Here is a 17,239-nt window from a genome sequence, read left to right as displayed (position 1 = left end):
GGTGATCAAAAAGTGAGCGGAATGTGCCCTTGGTGCGGAGCGCGGGCATCTCTCCCGAGTCGGTCGGCGCGGGTCGGCCTACTGCCCGGCATCCTTCTTCACGGCCCGCAGAATCACGAACTTGGCGTCGCCCGCGACCAGTTCACTGTTGCCAAAGAGCCGGCGCAGCTTCAGGTGGTAGCCGAGATGGCGATTGCCGATCACCCACAGCTCGCCGCCCGGCCGCAGCGCGCGCCGGGCGTCCGCGAACATCCGCCAGGCGGTCGTGTCCGTCATCGCCTGATGGGAGTGGAACGGGGGATTGTTCAGGACGAGGTCGACAGTCCCGGACGGCACGCCCTCCAGCCCGTCGGCGACACGGAACTCGGCCTTCCCGCCGGCGTTCGCCCGGTAGGTCGCCTCCGCCGAGGCCACCGCCTGGTACGACTCGTCGGCGAACAGCACCTCGGCCTCGGGATTGGCGAGCGCCACGGCCGTACCGAGCACGCCGTTGCCGCAGCCCAGGTCCACGACCCGCTCGGCGCCCCGGCTGCGCGGCAGGTGCCGCAGGAAGAAGCGGGTGCCGACGTCGAGGCGGTCGGCGCAGAAGACACCCGCGTGGTTGACGACCGTGCGGCCGGAGACCGGGCCGACGTCGTCGGGCAGCTCGTAGCGGTACGGCCAGGGGTTGGCCTTCCGGGCGATCCCCTGGAGCGGTGTGCAGAAGATGAGGCGGGCCTTCTTCTCGGCCAGCGACGTACGGGTCGGACCGAGGATCCGCTCGAAGAGGTGCAGCGTCGAGGTGTGGATCTCCTTGACCATCCCGGTGCCGATGACGACCGTGTCCTCGTGCACCCCGGGCGCCAGCCGGTGAAGCTGGTCCTCCAGCAGGGCGAGGCTCTTCGGCACCCGCACGAGCAGCACGTCGATCCGCTCGGGGGGCGGGTCCTGGGTCGTGAGGAGGCGGACGGCGGACTCCTCGGCGCCGGCCCGCGCGAGGTTGGCGCGGGTCGACTCCCAGGCCAGGTGGGAGTCGGTGATCAGCGTCGGCCGCCGCGCGGACAACGCGGTGGTGAGGGCGCCCCACCGGTCGCCGAGGACGACGACCGAACCGGTCAGCGGGGTGCCGCTCTCCGCGAGATGCCGCAGCAGATACGTGTCGGCGGCGTCCCAGGCACGCAGCCGGTCGCGCGGGTCCTCGGGGAAGCGGGCGAGTTCGTACTCGCCCCAGGGTGTCGTCATCCGGTCGTTCATCGTGGGTCCAGGCTAAGGGACCGGGACCGTGTGACGTGCGCGAGGATGGGGGCATGTCGATGGACGCGGAGCTGTTCCCGCGCGGCAGGACGGAGATCGCGCCCGGAGCCGTGCACCTCCCCGACTGGCTGGACGGCGGACGTCAGCGGCACCTGCTGGAAGCCTGCCGCGGCTGGGCCCGTCCGCCGGCGGGCCTGCGTACCGTCCGCACCCCCGGCGGCGGCACGATGACCGCGCGGCAGGTCTGTCTGGGCTGGCACTGGTACCCGTACGGCTACGCGCGGACGGTGGTCGACGGTGACGGTTCGCCGGTGAAGCCCTTCCCCGACCCGCTCGGCGAGCTGGCCCGCGAGGCGGTCACGGACGCCCTCGGCCCCGATGCCTTCGGCGCGGATCCGTCCGCCGCGTACGACATCGCGCTGATCAACTTCTACGACGCGGAGGCCCGGATGGGCATGCACCGCGACAGCGACGAATCGTGCGACGCCCCGGTCGTGTCGCTGAGCCTGGGCGACACCTGTGTCTTCCGTTTCGGCAACACGGAGTCCCGGACACGGCCGTACACCGATGTCGAGCTGCGCAGCGGCGATCTCTTCGTGTTCGGCGGCCCGTCACGGCTCGCCTACCACGGAGTGCCGAAGGTGTACGCGGGCACGGCTCCCCCCGAGTTGGGTCTGACCGGGCGGCTGAACCTCACGCTCCGGGCGAGCGGCTTCCCGCCGGGGCCCGCCCGGTAGCCGCGGACGCCGTCGCGCTCGTGCGGCGGCCGCCGCCACCGGGCGGGCCCCGTGGGAGCGGATCATGGGAGACTCGCCCTCATGAACGGCAAGGCGGCCCCCCGGACGGCGGGGGATGGCAGTACACGGACACGGCTCGACCGGGGGCGCGGAGCACTCGGACCGGCGCTGGAACTTGTGCACACCGGGCGTGCGCCGACGCGTGCCGTGCTCACCGCCGAGCTGGGCGTCACCCGGGCGACCGCGGGCGCGGTGGCCGCGGAGCTGGAGGCCCTGGGACTCATCCGCGTCGACGCGCGGCCCGGTGCCGCCGCCGGTTCGCAGGGGCGGCCCTCGCACCGGCTGGAACTCGCCGACGACGGGCCCGTCGCCTTGGCCGCGCAGGTGCACGCCGACGGCTTCCGCGCCGCGCTGGTCGGTCTCGGCGGCCGGATCGTCGCGACCGCCCCCGGCTGCGAGACCGTGGACGCCGATCCGGCGAAGGTGCTCGGCTCGGTCGTCGACGCGGGCGCCGAACTGCTCCGCGAGACCGGGCGCCGCTGCGTGGGCGCCGGGCTCGCCGTGCCCTCGGCCGTCACCGAACCCGAAGGGCTCGCGCTCAACCCCCTGCACCTGGCCTGGCCCGCCGGTGCCGCCGTACGGGAGATCTTCGCCGAGCGGGTGCGCGCGGCCGGGATCGAGGGCCCGGCGTTCGCCGCCAACGACGTCAACCTCGCCGCGCTCGCGGAGCACCGGCACGGTGCGGGCCGAGGCGCCCGCGATCTGCTGTGCGTGGCCACCGGCCACCGGGGCGTCGGCGGTGCCCTGGTGCTCGACGGGCGTCTGCACACCGGCAGTTCGGGACTCGCCCTCGAAGTCGGCCATCTCACGGTCAACCCCGAGGGCCGCCCCTGCCACTGCGGAAGCCGCGGCTGTCTCGACGTCGAGGCCGACCCGCTGGCGTTCCTCACCGCGGCCGGCCGGACCCCGGGACCCGAGGTGTCGCTGCTCCAGCAGTCCAACGAGCTGATCCGCGACGAGAGCGCCGATCCGGCCGTCCGCACGGCGATCGAGGCACTGATCGACCGGCTGGGCCTCGGCCTCGCGGGTCTCGTCAATATTCTGAATCCGGACCGCATCATCCTCGGCGGACTGCACCGCGCCCTGCTGGACGCCGACCCCGACCGGCTGCGCGCCGTCGTCGCCGACCGCAGCCTGTGGGGACGGAGTGGCGGGGTACCGATCCTCGCCTGCACGCTGGACCACAACAGCCTGGTCGGAGCGGCCGAGTTGGCCTGGCAGCCGGTGCTGGACGACCCGCTGACGGCGCTGCCCGTCTGATCCCCGGGTGCGCCCCGGGGACGGTGGCGTGCCCGGTCGGCCGGGGGAACCGACGCGCGAAGCAGCCCGGCGAGCCCGGCGTACTCCCGGGGAGGTACGCGCACGGCCGCTGGCCGTACGACGACGCGGACCCCCTCACGGAGCGAGTCTCGAGACATCACCAAGAGATCCCGCGCGGACGCGCGGTTCCACCGAGGAGATGACTCGAGATGCAGACCCTGGCGCACTGGGACGGCGGTCCCGGCCCGTGGATCCTGTTCTTCCCGCTGATCTGGGCGGCCGTCGTGATCGGCGTCGTGACCGTACTGCGGCGCACCGCCCGGCGATCGGGCCGTGGCCCCTGGCGGGCGACGGGCGGCTTCGGCCCCGGCGGGTCCCTGCCGGCCGGTGACGCGCCGATCGCCGTGCTCGGCCGCCGCTTCGCCTCCGGAGAGATCGACGAGGACGAGTACTGGCGCCGGCTGTCCGTCCTCGACGAGCAGTTCGGGCGCAAGGGCGGTGCGGTATGACCACCGCGACCGTCCGCCAGGACGCGGCCCGTGTCGTCGACGCCGTGAAGGTGTACGGCGGCGGCGACACCGCTGTCCGGGCCCTGGACGCGGTGAGCGTCGGCTTTCCGGCCGGCCGCTTCACCGCGATCATGGGGCCCTCGGGCTCCGGCAAGTCCACCCTCATGCACTGCGCGGCCGGTCTCGACACCCTCACCTCCGGGGCCGCGTACATCGGCGACACCGAACTGGGCGCCCTCGACGACCGCCGGCTGACCCTGCTGCGCCGCGACCGGATCGGCTTCGTCTTCCAGGCGTTCAACCTCATCCCGACGCTCACCGTCGCCGAGAACATCGCCCTGCCCATGGACCTCGCCGGGACCAAGGGCTCCCGCGAGTGGACCGACGCCCTCGTCGACGTCGTCGGTCTGCGCGACCGGCTCCACCACCGGCCGAGCGAGCTGTCCGGCGGACAGCAGCAACGCGTCGCCGTGGCACGGGCGTTCGCCTCGCAGCCCGACGTCGTCTTCGCCGACGAACCCACCGGCAACCTCGACTCCCGCTCCGGGCGGGACGTCCTCGACCTCCTCGGCCGGGCGGTGCGCCGGATGGACCGTACGGTCGTCATGGTCACCCACGACCCGGTCGCCGCCGCGCACGCCGACGAGGTGGTCTTCCTCGCCGACGGACGCCTCGTGGACCGGATGGAGAACCCGACGGCCGACAGGGTCCTCGACCGCATGAAGGCCTTCGACGGCAAAGGCGCGCCCGTATGAACGCCGCACTGCGCCTCAGCCTCTCGTCGCTGCGCGGGCACAAGCGCCGCTTCGCCGGGACGTTCTTCGCCGTGTTCCTCGGCGTCGCCTTCCTGGCCGGCACCCTCGTCATGGGGGACACCCTGCGCGCCGGGTTCGACACGATGTTCGGCAACGCGACCAAGGGAACCGACGCCGTCGTCCGCAGCGCCGGCGTCATCACCACGCCGGGACAGAGCCAGGGCGTCCGCGCGCCCGTCGGCACCGATCTGGTCGGCGCGATCGAGCGGGTCCCCGGTGTCGCCGCCGCGGCGCCCGACATCCAGGGCGCGGGCCAGCTCATCGGCTCCGACCACGAGCCCATCGGCGGACAGGGCCCGCCCACCCTCGCGGGCAACTGGATCGACGACCCCAAGCTCAACGCGTACCGGCTCGCCGAAGGCCGCGCCCCCGAGAAGTCCGGCGAGGTCGTCGTCAACCGCGGAGCCGCGAAGAAGGGCCATCTGAGAATCGGTGACACGACGGTCCTGCGCACACCCGACCCCGTCCGGGTGACCGTCGTCGGCCTCGCGACCTTCGGCGGCGAGGACGGCATGGCCCAGGTGACGTTCACCGGCATGACACAGGCCGACGCGGAGAAATACCTGACCGCGAAGCCCGGCGAGGCCGCGAACATCCGCGTGCGCGCCGGCCCCGGAGTCGGTCAGGACGAACTCGTCTCCGCTCTGACTCCCGTACTCCCCAAGGGAGTCGAGGCCATCACGGGACAGGAGTCCGCACGGGAGAACACCGACATGGTCTCCAGCCAGTTCCTCACCCTCTTCACCACGCTCCTGCTCGTCTTCTCCGGCATCGCGCTCCTGGTGGCGACCTTCTCCATCCACAACACCTTCGCGATCGTCGTCGCCCAGCGCACCCGCGAGAACGCGCTGCTGCGCGCCCTCGGTGCCTCGCGCCGGCAGGTCACCGTCTCGACCCTGGCCGAGGCGAGCGCCGTCGCCGTGGCCGCCTCGGCCGCGGGGATCGCCGGCGGCATCGGGATGGCGGCCGGACTCCAGGCCCTCTTCCCGGCCATCGGCTTCCCCTTCCCCGACGGCAGCCTGGTGATCAGCGGCCTGTCCATGCTGCTGCCGCTGGTCGTCGGCGTCGTCGTCTGTCTCGGCTCCGCCCTGCTGCCGGCGGCCCGTGCCGGACGGACCGCTCCGCTCGCCGCCCTGCGGGAGACGGCGGTCGACGAGTCCGGTGCCTCGCGCACACGGGCGACGGCGGGCGCGGCACTGGCCGTCCTGGCGGTGACCGTCACCCTGACCGGTGTCCTGCTCACCCCGTCGCTGTGGCTCGCCGGGCTCGGCGCCGTGCTGGCCCTCGCCGCCTTCGTCGTCCTCGGACCGGTCGCGTCCTCGGCGGCCGTACGCGTCCTCGGCGCGCCGGTCGCCAGGCTGCGCGGCGTCACGGGCGGACTCGCCCGGCGCAACGCGCTGCGCAGTCCCCGGCGGACCGCCGCCACCGCGGGCGCCCTGATGATCGGCGTCGCCGTCGTCTCGTTGTTCACGGTCTTCGGCGCCTCGCTCAAGGCCACCATGGACCAGACGGTCTCGCGGTCCTTCGCCGGTGATGTCGCCGTCAGCACACCGTCGTTCGGAGCGGGCGGCAGCGGACTCAGCCCGAAACTGGCTCCCGCCCTCGCGCGCCGGCCGGTGGTCGAGTACGCCGTGGGGCTGGGCAAGGGAGTCGCCGAGGTCAACGGTGAGGGCCGCGCGCTGACGGTCACCGATCCGGTCACGCTCGGCAAGGTCTTCGACCTCGGACAGGTGCGGGGCTCGCTGGACGGCCTCGGCACCGACGGCATCGCCATCACCCGCGCGGAGGCCGCCAGACAGCACCTGACGACCGGCGACACCGCCCGCCTGACCTTCACCGACGGACAGCGGGCGAACTTCACTGTCCGTGCCGTCTACGGCCGTTCGGAGCTCGCGGGCGACTACGTCATCAGCCGCGCCGCATGGGCCCCGCACCGCACCCAGGACGCCGACACGGTCGTCGCCGTCTCCTTCAAGGACGGTGTGAGCACGGCCGACGGCAAGGCGGCGGTGCGGAAGGTGGCCGAGCGGTACGGCAGTCCCGAGGTGCAGACCCGGGAGGAGTACGCGCGGTCCTCGGCGTCCGGCATCGACATGATGCTGACCCTGGTGTACGCGCTGCTCGCGCTCGCGGTGCTCATCGCGCTGCTCGGCATCGCCAACACCCTCACGCTGGCGATCCACGAACGCACACGGGAACTCGGTCTGCTGCGGGCCGTCGGACAGACCCGGGCGCAACTGCGCGCCATGGTTCGCTGGGAGTCGGTCCTCGTCGCCGCGTTCGGCACGGCGGGCGGCCTCGCCCTCGGTGCCTTCCTCGGCTGGGTGCTGGTCGAGGCGTCCGACGGGGCGTCGGACAGCGCCTTCGCCTTCGCGATCCCGGCGTCGCGCCTCGCGGTGGTGGCGCTGGTGGGTCTCGCCGCCGGTGCCCTCGCGGGACTGCGTCCGGCGCGGCGGGCGGCCCGCCTCGACGTGCTGCGGGCCATCGCCACGGAGTGAGCCACCCGGTGCCGTACGTCGTCCGTGAGCGAACGGCGTACGGGAGGGGGATCACCGCCCGGTCAGCCGGCAACGGCCGACCGGGCGGGAGCGTGTTCCGGCCTGAGCACGTCGACGGTGTGCCGGAGCGTGACCTCGGCGGTGGCCTCGTACGGCGGACGCAGCGAAGCCGTCACCACGGGGGTGGACGCCGGAAGGGTGAACCACACGACCTTGCCCGACTCGCCGTCGGGGCGCACACCCCAGCTCTCGCTCACGGCCGCGACCATGGCGAGGCCGCGTCCGCAGGTGGAGCCGGGGTCGGCCTCGCGTACCACGGGAAGCCGGGGGTCGTGGTCGTGCACCGACACCGTGAGCCGGTCGAGCAGCAACTCGATCTCCACGGTGCAGAGTTTGTCCGGCTGGGCGTGCCGGTGCACATTCGACAGCAGCTCGGTCACCCCGAGCGCGGCCCGGTCTATCAAGGGGTCGAGATGCCAGTAGCGCAACTGCGCAGAGACGATTCTGCGGACCTGGCCGATCCGCGACGGCAGGGCTTGGAGCTCCACCGTGCAATGCCTGTTTGGCTGGCTGATCACGGCTGCGACTCCCCGAATTGAGGTCCGGAAGAAGGCGGAGATCGGATCCAGCAGAGTGGCTGAGTCGAACGGCCGCCTGCTGTGATGACCGGCGGGCTGGTTCGCAGCGTTATCGCCGGTAAACCCAGAGTGATGTGACATCAGAGTGACTCAGGGGGCACGGTCCCGCAACTCGCGGTGCTCCAGGGTGTGGGGCGGGCGCGGTCGGCGCACGTCAGCGGCTGCTTCCGGCCGCCTTGCGGACCGCCTCGATGAAGCGGCGCGCCGACGGGGGCCCGGGCCGGCCGGGTGCCGGATCGTGCTCGCCCAGCGTGAGCGAGTACCGCGTGCCGTTGACATCCGCCAACGCCCGGTCCTCGTGAGCGAACCAGGGTTTCGAGGCGCGCACCGCCTGCACCGGCGCGCTGTCGATCTCGCTGCCGTAACTGGTGAGCAGTTCCAGCCTGCCTTCGCTGATCCGGACCTGTCCGGCCCGGGTGAGCGAACGCAGCCTCTTCCCGATCCGCACGCCCGTGGCCGTGAACTCCGGCTCCGCCATGATGCCCCGCCCCCTTGTGCGCTCCGGCTGTGCCCTGTCGTGACCCAGTGTGCATCCGCGTCGGGGACGACCGCCCCGCGCGGTGCAGTCTGCCCGCAGGTGGCGACGAGCACCAGTGCGTATGTCGAGGTGGTCGCGGTGACGGGAGCAAAGGCCGGGATGCGCCCCCCTGGACGGGATCCGAGGGACCCGGAACCGGGATCCGGCGGGCCCCGGATGCGGATTCCCCACCTCCCCCCAGGGGCGGCTTTGGGCTGCCCAAAGGTGTGTTTATGCAGGTGAGAAGCGTGTGGAAGGTGCCTATGATCGAGGTGTCCGACCAGTCGAAGCGGTGTCGGCGCCACGCGTTAGGAGCCTTCCCGTGAGCACTGCCCAGCCGATCCGGACCGGTGAGACCCTCGATGTCGACCGGAGTGACGCGGAGTACCGGAGCTGGCTCAAAGAAGCCGTGCGCAAGGTCCAGGCGGACGCGAATCGCTCGGCGGACACCCATCTGCTCCGCTTCCCGCTCCCCGAGGAGTGGGGTGTCGACCTGTATCTGAAGGACGAGTCGACCCACCCCACGGGCAGCCTCAAGCACCGCCTGGCCCGCTCACTCTTCCTGTACGGCCTGTGCAACGGCTGGATCCGGCCCGGCCGCCCGGTGATCGAGGCGTCCAGCGGCTCGACGGCCGTGTCCGAGGCCTATTTCGCGGGGCTCGTCGGGGTGCCCTTCATCGCCGTCATGCCGCGCACGACGAGCGCGGAGAAGTGCCGGCTGATCGAGTTCCACGGCGGGCAGTGCCACTTCGTGGACGACTCGCGCAAGATCTACGAGGAGTCCGTTGCTCTCGCGGCCGAGACCGGCGGCCACTACATGGATCAGTTCACCTACGCGGAAAGGGCCACGGACTGGCGCGGCAACAACAACATCGCCGAGTCCATTTTCCGCCAACTGGCCCTCGAGCGGTTCCCGGAACCCACGTGGATCGTCGCCACGGCCGGCACCGGCGGCACCTCGGCGACCCTCGCCCGCTACGTCCACTACATGCAGGCGGACACCCGCATCTGTGTGGCCGACCCGGACAACTCCTGCTTCTTCGAGGGCTGGATCACCGGAGATCCGGACGTCACCTGCGACCGCGGCTCGCGCATCGAGGGCATCGGCAGACCGCGCGTCGAGCCGAGCTTCGTGCCCGGGGCCATCGACCGCATGATGAAGGTGCCGGACGCGGCGAGCGTCGCCGCCGTACGCGCCCTGGAGCAGGCCATCGGCCGCAAGGCGGGCGGCTCGACCGGCACCGGTCTCTGGAGTTCCCTGAAGATCGTCGCCGAGATGGTGGCCGAGGGGCAGAGGGGAAGCGTGGTGACGCTGCTCTGCGACCCCGGTGACCGTTATCTCGACAAGTACTACTCGGACGCGTGGCTGGCCGAACAGGGCCTGGACATCGCGCCGTACATGACGGCGATCAACTCCCTGCTGGAGACGGGCGTCTGGCCGGCCTGACCAGGGCCGGGCGCGGCGAACGCCCTTATGCCGGGCCGCCGTTCGGCCGGAGAGGGTCGGGCAGTCTCAGGCGGGCGTCGACGCGAGCCGTCGGTCCAGCGTCGTCACCGCGTCGCGGAAGGCGCGGCCCAGGCCGCTCCGCCCCACGGTCAGTGCCGCCCGGAACAAGGCGGTTCCGTCGGCGGCGAAGGTCCACTGCACGCGCGTCCCCTTGCCCGAGGGCGTCAGCCGCCATTCCTCGACCAGGGCGCGGAGCCCCGGCGCGTTCGTGGCGTCGGCCCGGTAGGTGTACACCTCGGGAGCCTCGCTGACCAGTATGGTCTCCTCGAAACGCGTTCCGCCGCGGAGCCGCACCTCGCGCCCCTTGCCGTCGGCGGCGGGCCGCACGAGCGTCACCGCCGAGAACCACTCGCTCCAGCCGGACACGTCCTCGGCGAGCGCTGAGAAGACGGCCCCGGGAGGTGCGGTGACCTCCCGTGCGAACACCAGTCGCAGCGGAGCGGTCTCGACGAAGTCGGATCCCATCGGACGCAGTCGACGTGCCATGCGCGAACCCCCTTGTGGCAAGCGGAACTTGGCCCCCGCCGGTACGGAACGTCCGTGACGGACCGCGTCACGGACAACACCCACGCCGTGTGTGCGGCGCGGGCGGCGTCACCCTAGCTGACGGACCGTCAGATGTCTGTATCGTCCTCGGGTTCACCGGCCACCACCAGGCGCAGGTGCTCCGAGATCTCCGCGCGCGCCTCGGCGGGCATGCCGCCGTCGGTCACCAGCGTGTCGACCTGGTCCAGCGCGGCGAACGAACTGAGGCCCACCGTGCCCCACTTGGTGTGGTCCGCCACCACGACGACCCGTCGCGCGGACTGCACGAGCCGCCGGTTGGTCTCCGCCTCCGCGAGGTTCGGCGTCGACAGCCCCGCCTCCGCCGATATGCCGTGCACACCGAGGAAGAGGACGTCGAAGTGCAGGGCCGCGATGGCCTGATCGGCGACCGGCCCGACGAGCGAGTCGGACGGCGTGCGCACCCCGCCGGTGAGGACCACCGTCGCGGCCCCCTGACGCTGGCCGGAGGTGCGCTGCGCGGAGTGGAACACGTCAGCCACGCGTACCGAGTTGGTGACCACGGTCAGGTCCGGGACGTCCACCAGATGATGAGCCAGCGCGTACGTCGTCGTACCACCGGAGAGCGCGATCGCCGAGCCCGCCGCGACCAGTTCGGCCGCCGTCCGCGCGATGTCCTCCTTGGCGGTCAGCTCCAGACCCGACTTGGCCTCGAAACCCGGCTCGTGCGTGCTCGCCTCGACCACGGGCACCGCGCCGCCGTGCACCTTCTCGACGACCCCCTGACGGGCCAGCGCGTCGAGGTCACGGCGGACCGTCATGTCGGAGACACCGAGTCTTCGCGTCAGCTCGTTCACGCGGACGCCACCGCGGCGACGTACCTCGTCGAGGATCAGAGCGCGACGCTGCTCCGCGAGGAGGTTCTGATTCTCACTCACGACCGCTCCGGTCCTTTCGTCGCTGCCTGCCCGACACTCCGCCCGAACCCACTCCCACGTGGACATTCTCCTTGCCCGAGGTCTGGAGGACGCCCCATCCTTGCACGGCACACCCTCGGCCGCGCCACTGCCCGGGCACCCGCTGTGCACCTCCTGTGCCACGGCGTTCACACGTATCGGGGAGATTTGGTGCCTTCGGGTGCGCACGACGACCCGAGCGCGAGAGCCTGTGCCTGCACATGACACCTGAGACACGCGTGGCACGGGGAAGTGCGGAACAGTGGAACGTGCACGGGAACAAGCCGTCGACGGGGAGCCCGGCAGCCCCGCACAGCGGCCCGAAGCAGCCGGTACAGCCCTGGAACTCCTGGTCCACGGCGTCGGTGGCGCCACGCCGGAGGAGATGCTGAACGATCCGCGGACGGTGCGCATCACCGGCGACGCGACGGCCGCCGTCTTCCGGCGCGCCGACGACACCGACGCCGAGGAGCACCCCGGCGACCCCCGCGGCGGGCCGGTGCGCGAGGCGTACGTGTGGTGCAACCTCACGTCCGGCAACGGAGCCCGTGCCCTGTGGCTTCTCCTCCTTCCCTTCATGGTGGTCAACCTCGCGCACTGGATGCGTCCCGCCTCGCACGGTCACGGACGGACGGTGCGCCTGTACGGGCTGCTCGTACGTCTGGCCGGACTCACCCTCACGGTGCTGCTGGTCGCCGCCGCCTGCGAGGTCGCCCTCGATCTGGCCGCCTGGCAGTGCGCCGGAACCCGTCTGTGTGTGCGCAACCACTCCTGGCTCGGGTTCCTCTCCCCGGACCGGCCCGACGCCGGCTGGTGGAGCCGTCCCGGCCGCCGCCTCGCCCTGGCCGCACTGGTGCCCGCGGCGCTCACCACGCTCCTGTGGTACCTCTCCCACCGCACGTGGAGCGCGTACGAGTCGCAGCAGCCGCCGGCCCGCGCGGCCGAGGCCGACGAGGAGACCGACGGCACGGGACTCGGCCGCCCCGGCTTCTGGTACGGGCGCCGCCTGGTGGCCCGGCTGCGCGCCGCGCACACCGCCGCGGGGTTCCTGACCGTCGCCGCGGCCGTGGGTTCCCCGGCCACCCACCACGACCGTGCCCCGGGCGGCTCCGCCGTACTGGAGACGCTGGGCGGACTCCTGAACGCAACGCTCCTGGCGGGCGGGGCCGTTGTGCTGTGGGTGGTCTGCCGTCGCGGCCGCAGCGAGAACCGGATCGACCACGGACGCGACCTTGCGCTCGTGCGCCGACTGCCGCTGGGCGCGGTCGCCCTGCTCGCCCTCACCCTGGTGTACGCCGGCTGGTCGCGGCCCCACTGGCGGTCATCGGGGCGGCTCGCGGCCGACGCCACGTTCGGCGGCCTCACCCTCGTCCAGGGCCTGCTCGTGATCGCACTGTGCGCGGTCGCTCACGCTCTGTACCGCACGGCTCCCCAGGCCGAGGATCCTGGCCGGACAGCGGACGGCGCCCCCGGCCCGCGCACCGCGATGCGCGGCTTCGCCGGACCCGCCGTCGCCATGCTCGGCTGCGCGCTCGGCGGCGTGATGTCCGGAGGCGTGTCCCAGCGGGTCGCCGACTGGCTCGACGGCACCCGCCACTCGATCCCCGGGCCGCCCGTCCTGCTGACCTGGCAGGCTTCCGCGATCCCGCCGCTGCTCGTCGTCCTGCTCGCCCTCGTCGTCCTGCTCGCCCGTCGCACCTGGCGGCAGCGCCGCCACGAGATGGGCGCCGTCGAGCGCGAGTACCCGGGCGAGCCCAGGGACTCCGCCCGTACCCGCCGCATCGCGAGCACCCGCGCGATGGCCGCTCTCACCGACCGGGCGCCGCTCATCGTCGGGGTCCTGTCATCCGTGACCCTGCTGCTCGGGGCCGGTGCCCTGGTCGGGGCCCTCGCCACCGGTGACACCCCGAGCGCGGCGGCCCGGGGCGCGAACGGCTTCGTCCACGGCGCGGCCGAGACCGCGCAGGCCCTGGGTTCCTGGCTCATCGGCCTCGGCTTCATCCTCTTCGTCACCTGGGGCCGGCGCGCCTACAAGGACCCGGCCGCCCGCCGCACCATCGGCATCCTGTGGGACGTCGGCACCTTCTGGCCGCGCGCCGCCCACCCCTTCGCGCCGCCCTGCTACGCCGAGCGCGCGGTGCCGGACCTCACCTGGCGGATGGCCACCTGGACCCGGGCGACCGGCGGACGCCTGGTGCTCTCCGGACACTCCCAGGGCAGTGTGCTGGCGGCCGCCGCGGCCTGGCAGCTCAAGCCCTCGGTAAGGGGGAGGATCGCGCTGCTCACCTACGGTTCACCGCTGGAGCGCCTGTACGGACGCTGGTTCCCGGCCCATTTCGGCCCCGCCGCGCTGGCCTCGCTGCACCGTGAGGTCGCCTGCTGGCGCAATCTGTACCGGAGCACCGACCCGATCGGCGGACCCGTCCGGCTGCCCGGCGACTGCGGCCCCGAAGTCGACCGCGAGCCCCTCAAGGACCCGCTCGCCTACGGGCGCACCGACCGGCAGCCGCTGCCCGCGCCGGTTCTCGGTCACTCCGACTATCAGGCGGACCCGGTGTTCGCCGCCGAGCGTGAACTCCTGCTGGAGCGGCTGCTGCCCGAGGTCCCGGGTCAGCGACCCCGCTAGAGCCTGGCGGAAGGGATGCGGGGGACAGGCTCCGGGGCACTCAGGGCAGGTCCGGCAGGTCCTCCGCGTAGAGCAGGGTCAGGTCGTCCGTGCTCGGCTCGTCCAGCTTGGCGACGCGGCCCGCGTGTCGCTCCACCATCGCCTCGAACGTCTGCCGTGCCGTGCGGCCGTTGCCGAAGGCGGGCCCCCTCGGTACGGCGGTGAAGTGCTTCAGAACCGCCTCCGGGGCGCCCGGACCCAGCCGGTACTCGTGCTCCTCGGCCTGTTGCTCGACGATCCGCAGCAGTTCGGTGGGGATGTAGTCGGCGAAGGTGATCGTCCGTGAGAAGCGGGACGCCACTCCGGGGTTGACCGACAGGAACCGCTCCATCTCCGCGGTGTAACCGGCGACGATCACCACCACCGCCTCCCGGTGGTCCTCCATCAGCTTCACCAGCGTGTCGATCGCCTCACGCCCGAAGTCGCGGCCCGAGTCCTCCGGGGAGAGCGCGTACGCCTCGTCGATGAACAGCACGCCGCCGCGCGCCCGGTCGAACGCCTCCTGGGTACGGATCGCGGTCGATCCGATGTGCTCACCGACCAGATCCACCCGGGACACCTCGACCAGATGACCCCGCTCCAGCACCCCAAGCGAGGCCAGGATCTCGCCGTACAGCCGGGCGACGGTGGTCTTGCCGGTGCCGGGGGAGCCGGTGAAGACGAGATGACGCCGTGCGGACGCCGCCTTGAGGCCCGCCTGCTGCCGGCGCCGGCCCACCTCGATCATGTCGGTGAGGGCGCGCACCTCGCGTTTGACGTTGTCCAGGCCCACCAGCGTGTCGAGTTCACCGAGAACGATCTTCGATCCGCGGGCCGGAGCGGCGGGCTCCGCGCCGGTGACGACCGGTTCCCGCTCGGTGCCCCGCTGGCCGGGGATCGTCCCCGGCGCACTCACGGACGAAGCCGAGGTCTCGACCGCCGCCTCGTGCGCCGGGGTACGCAGCGACGCACTCTCGTCACTCGCGCAGTCCTCGACGATCGGACCCGAGCCCGGGGCCGAGCCCGCGTCGGCGAACTCGTAGCCCCCGCGCGCGCATCGTTCCGTCCGGCACTTGCGCAGGGTCGACCGGCAGCCGTCGATCACGTGGAAGCCGTAGCCCCCGCTGTCCGCCACCCGGCAGTGCGTGAAGCTGCCCCGGCCGTCCGCGGAGACGTAGAAGCCCGCCTCGGCGGGCGAGGTGACCGTGCAGCGCTCGAAGGCCGGATCGGCGCCCTTGGTGACGATCACGCCGGTCTGTGTGCCGTCGATGACGCATCCGGACAGCGTGCCGCCGCTGCCGTGGTCGCGGAACCAGGCTCCGGTGGCCGCGTCCCGGATGCGGCAGTCGTCGAGCTGCGCGGTCGCTCCGTCGCTCACCGACACCGCGGTGTTGCGCACCTGGGTGATGTCGCAGTCGACGACGTCCGCGCGCGAGCCCCGGTCGAGGACGAACAGCGCGTCCGGCACGTCGTGCACCCGGCACGAGTCCAGGACGGCGGTCGCCCCGTCGCTCACCCACACCGCGGGGTAGTCGCCCGTGCTGTCGAAGATCTCGCACTGGTTGGCGTCGACGCGCGTGCCCGGGTCCCAGACCGACAGGCCGTTGCGTCCGAACTGCCGCACGCTCGTGCGGGTCAGGGTGAGCACCGAGCGCGAGCGCAGATCGACCGCGTTCTCCGGGATGTCGTGGATGCGGCAGTCGGCGAGCGTGAGCACGGCGTCGGTGTCGAGGGTGACGCCGTCCGCGGTCGTCCGGTGCACGTCGCAGTCGGTGAGGTGGGCCGTGGCCCGGGCGGTGATCTGCACCCCGGAGCCCTTGACCTCGTACACCTCGCAACCCACCGCCTCCAGCAAGGAGTTCTCGCCGGTGGCCGACAGCCCCGGACCGGAAGTGTGGTGTACCCGGCAGCGCTCGAAGCGCGGACGCGCGCCCCCGCGGACCACGACCCCCGACTGACCGGCCGCCACGACCTCGCACTCCTCGAACACCCCGCCTCCGCCGTCCAGTACGGCGATGGCGACGCCCGCCGGGTTGTCGACGGTGCACCGGCGCACGGTCGGGCGGGCACCCCCGCGGACCTCGATCCCGGCCGCGGAACGTGTGACGATCCGTATGTCCAGCAGTTCGGGCGTGCCCTCTTCGACCAGTAGTGCGGGCGAAGCCGAGTCCTGGCCCTCCACATGCAGGTCCTGGACGACGGCCGAGGCGCGTACGGTCAGGGCCACGCCGTCGATCGGCGCGATGCGCACGGAGCCGGGGGAGCCCTCGGGGCCGCGCAGTGTCACCGCGCGCTCCACCACCAGGTTCTCCCGGTAGGTGCCGGGAGCGATGGTCAGCACGTCGCCGTCGGCCGCGGCCTCCAGGGCGGCGGCCAGCGAAACGTACTCACCCGTGCGGCGCCGCCACCGCGAGGTTCCGGTGTGCGTCACCTGGACCGTGCCCTGTGCCATGGCGCTGTTGTGCCCCCACCTCGTCGTACACGGGTCCTGCGAGGCCGTGCTGATGCCCCGTCGGTCGGGATCCCGGTCCCTGCCGGACAGCCTCTCACGACGGTGCCGAACAGTTCGGAGGGTCCACCGTAGCGTGCGCGGGGGTGCCCGGTTGACCGGAGCGGGAAGGCCGTCAGCTGCCGGTGTCTGCCTTGCCCCAGTCGGGACCCGCCTTGGCCCAGGCCCGGTCCCACCGGGCGTGACGCCGGCGGATCATGTGCCACAGGATCAACCGCCTGCCCCCTTCAAGCAGTCCGGCCGACAGCACCGCGGCACCGAATCCGGCCAGGACGGAGTGCGCGGTCGCGGTGGCACGGTCCAGCGGGCGGCCCATTATTCGACCGTGCCGGTCGGTCCAGATCGAGAACCGGTCGCCCGGCCGCGGCGACTTGAGGTCGGCGATCACCGTGCCGCGCCGGGGGGTGCCGTCCGGCGAGGTCCAGTCGGCCACGACACGGCTGTGGGCGTCCCGCCCCGCCGGGGTCTCGGGATCGGGGGCCAGCGGACCCCGCGACAGCTTCCTGACGACGACGGCCGCCACATGGTGCCGGTCCTTGCGCTGGTCCCGCACCGCCTTCTGCAACGTCCCCTGCACCGAGGCCCCGACGGCCACTCCGGCGAGGGGTGCCGCGAACAGGACGAGCAGGAGCGCGGCCAGGGCCAGCCAGGCCTCCACGAGATCTGTCGTGCGGCGCAGCGGATTGCGTCGCCAGCGCCAGAGACCGATGATCGCGCGCACCGTCCCGCACCCCCTTCCGCCTCCGTGATGTCCAGCAGCGGAGCCGTTCAAGCGCGGGGTCCGGGAAGAGAGGCCGACCTCACCCTCCCCCAGGGCCCTTCATGAACATCTCCCGAGGACTCAACGATCCC

General features: G+C 72.5%; 14 protein-coding genes. 7 read left to right on the top strand and 7 right to left on the bottom strand.

The window, feature by feature from the left end:
* Positions 1–78: 78 nt before the first annotated feature.
* A complete protein-coding gene (locus ACIQ7M_RS05355; protein WP_403639939.1) occupies positions 79–1,221 on the bottom strand; it encodes a methyltransferase in 1,143 nt (380 codons plus the stop codon).
* A 71-nt stretch (positions 1,222–1,292) separates the two neighbouring features.
* Here ACIQ7M_RS05355 and ACIQ7M_RS05350 point away from each other — a divergent pair, with 71 nt between their 5' ends.
* The 5 genes from ACIQ7M_RS05350 to ACIQ7M_RS05330 all read left to right on the top strand — a co-directional run bounded on the left by ACIQ7M_RS05350 (position 1,293) and on the right by ACIQ7M_RS05330 (position 7,112).
* Positions 1,293–1,970, top strand: coding sequence for an alpha-ketoglutarate-dependent dioxygenase AlkB (locus tag ACIQ7M_RS05350; protein ID WP_355763733.1), 678 nt, complete (start codon positions 1,293–1,295; stop codon positions 1,968–1,970).
* 81 nt (positions 1,971–2,051) lie between these two features.
* Complete coding sequence (locus ACIQ7M_RS05345) at positions 2,052–3,290, top strand: ROK family protein (protein ID WP_386979750.1); 1,239 nt, start codon at positions 2,052–2,054, stop codon at positions 3,288–3,290.
* Between the two features lie 209 nt (positions 3,291–3,499).
* Positions 3,500–3,799: an SHOCT domain-containing protein gene (locus ACIQ7M_RS05340; RefSeq protein WP_355763660.1), complete on the top strand. Its 300-nt coding sequence runs from the start codon at positions 3,500–3,502 to the stop codon at positions 3,797–3,799.
* Positions 3,796–4,554: an ABC transporter ATP-binding protein gene (locus ACIQ7M_RS05335; protein ID WP_403639935.1), complete on the top strand. Its 759-nt coding sequence runs from the start codon at positions 3,796–3,798 to the stop codon at positions 4,552–4,554. Before ACIQ7M_RS05340 ends, ACIQ7M_RS05335 begins: the two co-directional genes overlap by 4 nt.
* Positions 4,551–7,112 (top strand): FtsX-like permease family protein, encoded by a 2,562-nt coding sequence (locus tag ACIQ7M_RS05330; protein WP_403639932.1) that lies wholly within the window; start codon positions 4,551–4,553, stop codon positions 7,110–7,112. The genes ACIQ7M_RS05335 and ACIQ7M_RS05330 overlap by 4 nt, the downstream gene beginning before the upstream one ends.
* Positions 7,113–7,174: 62 nt before the next feature.
* Here ACIQ7M_RS05330 and ACIQ7M_RS05325 read toward each other — a convergent pair whose 3' ends face one another.
* Positions 7,175–7,690, bottom strand: coding sequence for an ATP-binding protein (locus ACIQ7M_RS05325; protein WP_355763668.1), 516 nt, complete (start codon positions 7,688–7,690; stop codon positions 7,175–7,177).
* A gap of 214 nt (positions 7,691–7,904) precedes the next feature.
* Positions 7,905–8,228: a hypothetical protein gene (locus ACIQ7M_RS05320; RefSeq protein WP_403639926.1), complete on the bottom strand. Its 324-nt coding sequence runs from the start codon at positions 8,226–8,228 to the stop codon at positions 7,905–7,907.
* Positions 8,229–8,589: 361 nt separating this feature from the next.
* Between ACIQ7M_RS05320 and ACIQ7M_RS05315 the strand changes: the two genes are divergently transcribed.
* Positions 8,590–9,714, top strand: a complete 1,125-nt coding sequence (locus ACIQ7M_RS05315) for a PLP-dependent cysteine synthase family protein (protein WP_386979740.1) — start codon at positions 8,590–8,592, stop codon at positions 9,712–9,714.
* 66 nt (positions 9,715–9,780) lie between these two features.
* Here the strand turns inward: ACIQ7M_RS05315 and ACIQ7M_RS05310 are convergent, their stop codons facing one another.
* Together ACIQ7M_RS05310 and ACIQ7M_RS05305 are read right to left on the bottom strand one after the other, a co-directional pair.
* Entirely contained in the window at positions 9,781–10,260 is a 480-nt protein-coding gene (locus ACIQ7M_RS05310) for an SRPBCC family protein (protein WP_403639923.1), read from the bottom strand.
* 128 nt (positions 10,261–10,388) lie between these two features.
* Positions 10,389–11,216: a DeoR/GlpR family DNA-binding transcription regulator gene (locus tag ACIQ7M_RS05305; RefSeq protein ID WP_384783260.1), complete on the bottom strand. Its 828-nt coding sequence runs from the start codon at positions 11,214–11,216 to the stop codon at positions 10,389–10,391.
* Between the two features lie 280 nt (positions 11,217–11,496).
* On the opposite strand from ACIQ7M_RS05305, the gene ACIQ7M_RS05300 reads away from it, so the two are divergent.
* A complete protein-coding gene (locus ACIQ7M_RS05300; RefSeq protein ID WP_403639920.1) occupies positions 11,497–13,860 on the top strand; it encodes a hypothetical protein in 2,364 nt (787 codons plus the stop codon).
* A gap of 40 nt (positions 13,861–13,900) precedes the next feature.
* Here the strand turns inward: ACIQ7M_RS05300 and ACIQ7M_RS05295 are convergent, their stop codons facing one another.
* Both ACIQ7M_RS05295 and ACIQ7M_RS05290 read right to left on the bottom strand, forming a co-directional pair.
* On the bottom strand, positions 13,901–16,330 hold the full coding sequence (locus ACIQ7M_RS05295; protein WP_403639917.1) for a right-handed parallel beta-helix repeat-containing protein: 2,430 nt from the start codon (positions 16,328–16,330) through the stop codon (positions 13,901–13,903).
* A gap of 172 nt (positions 16,331–16,502) precedes the next feature.
* Positions 16,503–17,108 carry a hypothetical protein gene (locus ACIQ7M_RS05290; RefSeq protein ID WP_403639914.1) on the bottom strand — a complete coding sequence of 202 codons (606 nt, stop codon included), beginning with the start codon at positions 17,106–17,108 and terminating at the stop codon, positions 16,503–16,505.
* Positions 17,109–17,239: the final 131 nt, after the last annotated feature.

Origin of the sequence: Streptomyces sp. NPDC096324, assembly GCF_044763015.1 — a bacterium.
GTDB lineage: Bacteria > Actinomycetota > Actinomycetes > Streptomycetales > Streptomycetaceae > Streptomyces.
Note: the sequence above shows the minus strand (reverse complement) of the source record. Positions and strands in the feature narration are given on the sequence as shown.

What these genes read in the sequence shown, in the direction of transcription:
- ACIQ7M_RS05355 (WP_403639939.1), bottom strand. Translation starts at nt 1,221, where the DNA reads ATGACGACACCCTGGGGCGAGTACGAACTCGCCCGCTTCCCCGAGGAC.
- ACIQ7M_RS05350 (WP_355763733.1), top strand. Translation starts at nt 1,293, where the DNA reads ATGGACGCGGAGCTGTTCCCGCGCGGCAGGACGGAGATCGCGCCCGGA.
- ACIQ7M_RS05345 (WP_386979750.1), top strand. Translation starts at nt 2,052, where the DNA reads ATGAACGGCAAGGCGGCCCCCCGGACGGCGGGGGATGGCAGTACACGG.
- ACIQ7M_RS05340 (WP_355763660.1), top strand. Translation starts at nt 3,500, where the DNA reads ATGCAGACCCTGGCGCACTGGGACGGCGGTCCCGGCCCGTGGATCCTG.
- ACIQ7M_RS05335 (WP_403639935.1), top strand. Translation starts at nt 3,796, where the DNA reads ATGACCACCGCGACCGTCCGCCAGGACGCGGCCCGTGTCGTCGACGCC.
- ACIQ7M_RS05330 (WP_403639932.1), top strand. Translation starts at nt 4,551, where the DNA reads ATGAACGCCGCACTGCGCCTCAGCCTCTCGTCGCTGCGCGGGCACAAG.
- ACIQ7M_RS05320 (WP_403639926.1), bottom strand. Translation starts at nt 8,228, where the DNA reads ATGGCGGAGCCGGAGTTCACGGCCACGGGCGTGCGGATCGGGAAGAGG.
- ACIQ7M_RS05310 (WP_403639923.1), bottom strand. Translation starts at nt 10,260, where the DNA reads ATGGCACGTCGACTGCGTCCGATGGGATCCGACTTCGTCGAGACCGCT.
- ACIQ7M_RS05295 (WP_403639917.1), bottom strand. Translation starts at nt 16,330, where the DNA reads ATGGCACAGGGCACGGTCCAGGTGACGCACACCGGAACCTCGCGGTGG.